The 2,986-nt window shown below is 60.6% G+C and carries 3 protein-coding genes and 1 tRNA gene; all 4 read left to right on the top strand.

Translation table 11 applies throughout. From position 1 onward, the window contains the following. Positions 1 to 1,543: apolipoprotein N-acyltransferase (locus tag NW841_RS08570; protein ID WP_414386094.1), on the top strand; the 1,543-nt coding region annotated here is incomplete at its 5' end. 88 nt (positions 1,544 to 1,631) lie between these two features. After that, a tRNA-Thr gene (locus tag NW841_RS08565) sits at positions 1,632 to 1,704 on the top strand. 159 nt (positions 1,705 to 1,863) lie between these two features. Further along, on the top strand, positions 1,864 to 2,469 hold the full coding sequence (cbiT, locus tag NW841_RS08560) for a precorrin-6Y C5,15-methyltransferase subunit CbiT (RefSeq protein ID WP_414364935.1): 606 nt from the start codon (positions 1,864 to 1,866) through the stop codon (positions 2,467 to 2,469). Positions 2,470 to 2,655: 186 nt separating this feature from the next. Further along, on the top strand, positions 2,656 to 2,868 hold the full coding sequence (locus tag NW841_RS08555) for a hypothetical protein (RefSeq protein WP_414364937.1): 213 nt from the start codon (positions 2,656 to 2,658) through the stop codon (positions 2,866 to 2,868). The last annotated feature ends 118 nt before the right edge of the window (positions 2,869 to 2,986 follow it).

The raw sequence follows: 2,986 nt of genomic DNA, 5'->3' as shown, positions 1-2,986 counted from the left end.
GGGGTTAACCGTTTTGCTGCTGTGCCTGGGATCCCCCAACCGCTGGTTGCACTGGTTCCCAGGGGCACTGCTGGGCCTAGCGCCCCTGTTTCACCTTTGCGAACAACGACAGGGGTGGGGGCGCTGGCGTTTGGCCTATGGCCTGTGGTTTTGGGTGTGCCTGTACGCCTTCTGGGTGGATCCCTTCTCCCTTCAAGTGCTCAGCGCCTGGGAGATCCTAGGGGGAGCAGTGGTGGCCCCCCTGATCCCTCTGTTTTTCACAACGGCCACAGTCTTAAGTTTGCAGTTGAGCCAACCACTTCCCCCCTGGGCCCGTCCCCTAGGGGTGGCCACGGTCTGGACAGGGCTGGATGGGCTGCTGGGTCTGCTCCGCTGGCCGATTCCCTTCCACTGGGGATCCCTGCTCTTTGACTGGCCCCTCGGGATCCAAATTGCCGATCTCACTGGGATCTGGGGAGTGACCTTTTTTGCTGTGTTCGTCAACGGCGTGGTTTGGCAGCTGGCCGAGCAGCTCCGCCGCCAGTGGAGGGCGGAGGGATCCTTAAGGGGAGCACTTGGCGCTGGGGCCAAGAACCCCGCTATCCGGCGCACGCTGGCCTGCGGCCTAGGTCTGGGGGGGCTAGTCTTGGCCTACGGCAGCCTACGGCTGGCCTACTTTGATGCCTTGGCGGCGGAAGGGGCTCCCAGCTTTCGCGTGGGGGCGGTGCAGCAGGTGGCCTGGCTGGAGGCGGATCGCAGTTGGGACTACCGCAGCGAGCGCTACCGGGAGCTGCATCAGCTTTCGGCCCAGGCGGTGGCCGAGGGGGCGCAGTTGGTGATCTGGCCGGAAGGAGCCCTGCGCGCCCGATTACTGAACACCCCCCTGCAACCCTATGTGATCGAGCCGATGCAAGCCATCCTCCCCCCGGAAGGGGCCTTGATTACGGGAGCCACGGAGCCGGATCCCCGCACAGCTCACCTGCCGGAGGAGGAGCAACGGTTTTTCAACACCGCCCTCCTCTTTGACGCCCGGGGCCAAGTGCTGGATTGGTTTGGCAAGCAGTGGATCTTCCCCTACTTTGAGTCAGGGCGCTACGTGCCCTCCCCCGATGGCTATCGGCCGCTGGCGGGAGGAGAGCTGTTTGGGCCTTTGGGGGTGATGATCTGCCTGGAGAGCGTTCTGCCTGCCCCCAGCCGAGCTCTGACCCGCGCGGGAGCCGAGTCCTTGATTGTCATCTCGGACGATAGCTGGTTTGGCAACAGCCACTGGCCGCTGCTCCACGGGCGGCTCTCGGTTTTCCGGGCGGTTGAAAACCGGCGCAGCGTGGTCTTCGTCAACAACACCGGCGGCAATCTAGTGGTGGATCCCTCCGGTCGAATGCAACGGGTGGGCCCGATTTTTCAGCGCGGGGTGGTCAGCGGAGAGGTCAGGCGGCAATCTCAGGTCACCTTCTACACGCGCACAGGCGACTGGCTGGCCTGGCTGACCTTGGGTCTCTCTTTGGGATTGTGGCCCTGGGGATCCCGAGCAAGGCAAGGATGCGCTAGGATAGATAGGCCTTAACACGAATCCAAGTCGGCTTTCCCGTCCCCCGTTCCCAGTTTGCGCTGCTGAACTGGCCGAACAAAGGGATGTGGGGGTATCCACAATTGCTGATGTAGCTCAGTCGGTAGAGCAGCTCACTCGTAATGAGCAGGTCATCGGTTCGAGTCCGATCATCAGCTTTGGAGCTCTGTGCGGCCCTCACGGGGACTTCTGCCCTAGGTTGGCCTAGAGCGGGGATCCCCTGTCCCCGCAGGAGGACATAAAGAGCGTAGCCAGTCGGTTGGGCCTTCGCCTTATGCTGAGGAAGATGGCCATTTTCGCGGCAGCGGTCTTTGGCGATGGCAACCCCCTTCTCTTGGCCCTACCGCACCCCAGGGATCCCGGACTCTGCCTTTGAGCGGATCCCGGGGATCCCGATGAGCCCCCGCGAGGTGCGCGTGCTGGTGCTAAGCCAGTTGCGCTTGGGGGAAGACCACTGCCTGTGGGATATCGGCGCCGGGACAGGCACCATCGCCATCGAAGCGGCCATTCTCTGCCCCAAAGCTCAGGTGATCGCCATTGAGCGAGATGCAGAGGTGGTCAGCCTGATCGAGAGCAACTGCGAGAAATTCGGTCTCAACAACGTGCAGGTAATCCAGGGCACTGCCCCCGCTTGCTTGCACCAGCTCTCTCCGCCCCCCGATCGCATCTGTATCGAAGGCGGCCATCCCCTACGGGAGATCCTGGAGGCCTCCTGGAACCATCTCAAGCCCAACGGCAGGATTGTGGCAACCACCAACTCTCTGGAGGGGCTCTACGGCCTCTCTACCGGGCTGGCTGCCGTGCGAGCTCATCATGTGGAGGTGATCCAATCGGCCGTGAACCGCCTGGAACACCGCGGTCGCACCCAACTGTTGCTGCCTTTGGATCCCACCTTTGTGTTAAGCGGGGAAAAATCCAGCTAAATCTCATAAGAAATCGTTTACATTTTTTGCAAATTCCTTCGAAAAGTAATGGGCTCAAGAAAATTGAGCTAGCCCAAGCTCTCTAGAGATGGGCAAAGCGCAAACCTTAAGCTATGCCGATATTTCTAGATTGCAGACTTCCATTTGCTCTTATACCAGAGACAGAGAGCTGCGGATCCCAGGGCCATGGATGGATTGCGACACCCCTTTCCCGAATCACGAGAAGTGAGGCTGCGACAACTATTGATTCGAGAGCGCTGGCCGGAAATGCTGAAGGGCTGCCGGGCCTGCATCCATTGGGACGACTTCAAGCGACCCGAATGCTGCGGCGACTGTGGCATTGGCGATCGCCGCAGACAAGAAGCAGAAAACCAGCCCAGCAAATCTTCAGGCATTTAGCTTAATCGGCGGGAAGCCCCGCACTGTATTGGTGAATTGTGTTGGCTCAAGAGCCAATCAGTGTCGCGATGAAAGCCGTTCGTGCTGCAATTGAGGCGAACAAGTTAAATCTCTGGAG

Origin of the sequence: Synechococcus sp. H60.3, from assembly GCF_047462295.1 — a bacterium.
Classification (GTDB): Bacteria; Cyanobacteriota; Cyanobacteriia; order Thermostichales; family Thermostichaceae; genus Thermostichus.
The sequence above is the reverse complement of the archived record's forward strand: the minus strand, read 5'-3'. Positions and strand labels throughout refer to the sequence as shown.

Coding starts and splice junctions, on each gene's coding strand:
- NW841_RS08555 (WP_414364937.1), top strand. CDS start 2,656: ATGGATGGATTGCGACACCCCTTTCCCGAATCACGAGAAGTGAGGCTG.
- cbiT (WP_414364935.1), top strand. CDS start 1,864: ATGGCAACCCCCTTCTCTTGGCCCTACCGCACCCCAGGGATCCCGGAC.